We start from the raw sequence: 3,556 nt of genomic DNA, 5'->3' as shown, positions 1-3,556 counted from the left end.
GTTCATGGGTCAACAAGTGGTGGACATCCGCCAGCTGAAGCTGGAGGACGATCCCAAGCTGCTCTCGCCGCCACGTCTGGTCGAGCTGTACCAGTGCGCCATCGCCGTCACGCTGTTCGACTTCCTCCCCCATGCGGAGATCGACATCGAGGTCGACGGGGCCGTCGTCGTCACCCAGCAGGTGGGCTTCCCCGAGCCGGTCGGGGCGACGCTCCCGATTCCCGCACCGTTGGTCGCCGGGCAGACCGTGCGTGCCCGGCAACGCCTGGGCGGCCTGGAGAGCGACTGGAGCCAGCCGTCGACCGTCCTCGACCACACGAAGGAGTTCCCGGCCGGGCCTCCTCGGCCGCAGGTCAACCCCGCTCCGCCGCTCGAATGCGGGGTTCGCACCGGAGTGGCCAATCTGCTCGGCGGCGGAAACGTCTGGATCACCGCGGACGGGGCCGAGGTCGGCCGCGTCGACGGCTGCGCCGCGCCCCAACAGGGCGTGAACGTCGACCCGCCGTACGGTCTGGGCCAGCACGTCCGCGCACACTTCGACCTGTGCGGCGACAAGAGTCCGCCCTCGGTCGATCATCTCGTCCAGCCCGGCCCGACCCCTCTGCCGACCCCGGCGATCGACGCGGGCTACGAGGGCAGCGAGCAACTGCGCATCACCGGCATCGCCAACGGCGCCCGCGTCTCGCTCACCCGCAACGGTGCGCCGGCCGGCACCTACCGATGCTGGGGCGGCGCCCTGCTCGTCTCGTTCGGCACACCGTTCACGGCCGGAGAGACGGTCACCGCGACTCAGCGACTCTGTGACTCCAACCCGCCGAGCCCGCCCGGAGACGTCACGATCCAGCCGTGCTCCGCTCTGCCGGCCCCCGGCGTCGGCCCGCTCCAGGGCGGCGACCAGAGCGTCTCCATCACGAGCTCCGTACCGGGCGCCCAGATCAAGGTCTACCGCAACGGCGTCCAGGTCGGACTCGGCAGTGCGCCCCGTGTCCAGCTCAGCCAGCCGGTCGCAGTCGGGGACACAGTCGTGGTCACCCAGTCGCTGCCGCCGGCCTGCCCCGCCCACCTCGGGCTCCAAGTGACGGTGGCCTGCGTGGACCCGCCGTTCACCCACGATCCATCGGCGCTGGACCTGTTCCCCGTCGGTTCCGACGAGTACTCCGACGGCCCCGTACGCGGAAGCGTCCGCTACCCGGCGGAGGACGACGGTCCGGGACAGCCGTTCAACGCACGGCTGGCCGGGACGGGACGGGTGCCGATCGTGGTGCTCGCCCACGGCAACCACGACCCTGCCGATCCCAGCTATCTCGGCTACGACTACTTCCAGGACAGCCTCGCCCGGATGGGGATCATCGCCGTCTCGGTCGACTGCAACGCGCTCAACGGCGGATCGTCCGGGGTCGGCAACATCGAGGCCCGGGCCGACCTGATCATCGACTCCATCCGCCACTTCCAGAGCCTCGACGCGGATGCGGGGTCCCGCTTCTTCGAACGGATCGACTTCGCCCGCCTCGGCCTGATGGGCCACTCCCGCGGCGGGGACGCGGTGGTCACCCTTCCGACCGTCCTCCCCTCGATCGGGGTCACCATCCTGGCCGTGCTCGCGCTGGCGCCGACCAACTTCCGTTACTGGGCCGGCATGCCCACGATCGAGCCGGGCGACTACGCCTTCATGACGATCCTTCCCGCCTCGGACGGCGATGTGGTCGACAACAACGGGGCGCAGTTCTACGACCGCGCCAAGCCGAGCCCGTACAAGTCCCAGCAGTACGTGCACAGCACCAACCACAACTTCTTCAACCGCCAGTGGCTCTTCGACGAGGGGGTGACGACCGTGGTCTCCCGAGGCGAGCACGAACGCGTCCTCGACGTCTACGGGACGGCCTTCTTCCGATCCCGGCTGCTCGGCCACGGCACGCACGTCTTCCTCGACGGGCAGCAACGGCCGACCGGAGTCCTCACCTCCCTCGTCCAGCAGTCCTTCGCCTACGAGGGTTCCCCCACCATCGACGACCACGAGGACGGCAACGGCATCGGCGCCAACTCGCTCGGGCTGCCGACCGCGCAGTCCGGAGGCATGGTCGCCGACGAGTTTCCGTTCGACCAGGTGCCCGCTGCCTTCAACCAGTCCTTCTTCGGGCTGAGCGTCGGCATGGTCATGGAGCCGAAGGAGACCGGCGGGATCTTCCGCTCGTCCGTAAAATCCTTGGACTTCAGCGATGTCGAGCTCTGGGTGCGCGCCGCTGAAGTCGCCCAGGGGCAACTGCCGCCGGACGCCACCGGATTCCGGCTGGGGCTCGAGGACAGCGAAGGCGCCACGTCATGGGTCGACTCCGACTCCGTGGGCGGTGTGCCCCGCCCGTTCGACCGCCCCGACGTGACCAAGACCATGCTCAAGACCCTGCGGTTCCGCCCCGCGTGCTTCCAGGCCGCGAACCCGAAGCTCCGGCTCGATCGGATCCGGACAGTCCTCATCGAATACAACCGCCGAGGACGCCGCGCCCTGGCCTTCGACGACCTCCAGCTGGTCAAGCCGCTCTGAAGGAGCATCATCAGATGACGAACGATCCTGGCGAGCTCGAACCTCCAGCGCCGCGAGCACGCCACGAGCTCCCCGATGTGCTGTCGATCGACACCCGGTCGATCCGCTACGAGCCGCCTCAGTTCCGCAACTTCCGCTCGGCCCTGCCCGAGGGCGGGGACGTGGTGGAATTCCTGGTGGAGACCGTCGCCCCCATCCCGGCTCGTGCACTCGGCCCGGCCCTGAAAGTCGGCACCACACTCGTGGTCGAGGTCACGGAGGTGGACTCCACCCACTACCGCTTCCTCGCCTTCAACCCCGAACGCCTGGAACCGGGAGCCCCGATCGGCCTCTGCTGGAGCGGCCGTCCCGAGACCGCGCGCTCGACCCCGTTCCGCTACCGGGTCTAATCGCAGTGCATCGGGCTTTGGCACGGTGGTGAAGCGATTCTGACAACGACGCGTCGCGCGCTCGCGAGACCTCCCGCGCCGCAGGTGAGGCGTTTCCGAAGACCGGGACCTGTCCAAGCTGTTGATCACCGAGGCGAAGGAGACGGTGGGGCGGGCGTGGCTCGGCGAGGTGTCGTCGGTCGTGCTGCAACAATCCTTGCGGGACCTGGATGCCGCCTAGAGGAACTTCTTCGACTGCTTGAAGGGTAAGCGGCCGCGTGTGGGCGCGCCTCGGTTCAAGTCTCGCAAGGACCATCGGCAGGCCGTACGGTTCACAGCCAACGCCCGATGGAAGATCACCGCGGGCGGGGACATGTCTGTGCCGAAGATCGGCGACGTGCGGGTGAAGTGGTTGCGCAACCTGCCCTCCATGCCGTCCACCGTGACCGTGATCAAGGACGCGGCCGGCAGGTACTTCGCGTCCTTCGTGGTCGAGGGCCGAGCCTGGCACGCTGCCCGAGACCGATTCCGTGGTCGGCATCGACCTCGGCCTGGGGCACTTCGCGGTCCTGAGAACATGGTCGGCGTCGTCCTCGACCTCGTCGCGGAAGTCGGCGCGGACGCCGCTGTCGTAGCCGAGGGCCGTTTG

At 68.8% G+C, this 3,556-nt stretch carries 2 protein-coding genes and 1 pseudogene; all 3 read left to right on the top strand.

The window, feature by feature from the left end; genetic code table 11:
- Nucleotides 1-2,539, top strand: a 2,539-nt coding sequence (locus VIU94_RS39125; RefSeq protein ID WP_524540662.1) for an alpha/beta hydrolase family protein, incomplete at its 5' end; no start/stop codon positions are given.
- 14 nt (nt 2,540-2,553) lie between these two features.
- Nucleotides 2,554-2,928, top strand: coding sequence for a hypothetical protein (locus VIU94_RS39120; RefSeq protein ID WP_331919456.1), 375 nt, complete (start codon nt 2,554-2,556; stop codon nt 2,926-2,928).
- Between the two features lie 352 nt (nt 2,929-3,280).
- Nucleotides 3,281-3,556, top strand: a pseudogene (locus tag VIU94_RS44945) (hypothetical protein); the annotation flags it as partial.

The sequence above is a fragment of the Streptomyces sp. genome (genome assembly GCF_036566765.1).
In the GTDB taxonomy this organism is placed as follows: domain Bacteria; phylum Actinomycetota; class Actinomycetes; order Streptomycetales; family Streptomycetaceae; genus Streptomyces.
The sequence above is the reverse complement of the archived record's forward strand: the minus strand, read 5'-3'. Positions and strand labels throughout refer to the sequence as shown.

Coding starts and splice junctions, on each gene's coding strand:
- VIU94_RS39120 (WP_331919456.1), top strand. CDS start 2,554: ATGACGAACGATCCTGGCGAGCTCGAACCTCCAGCGCCGCGAGCACGC.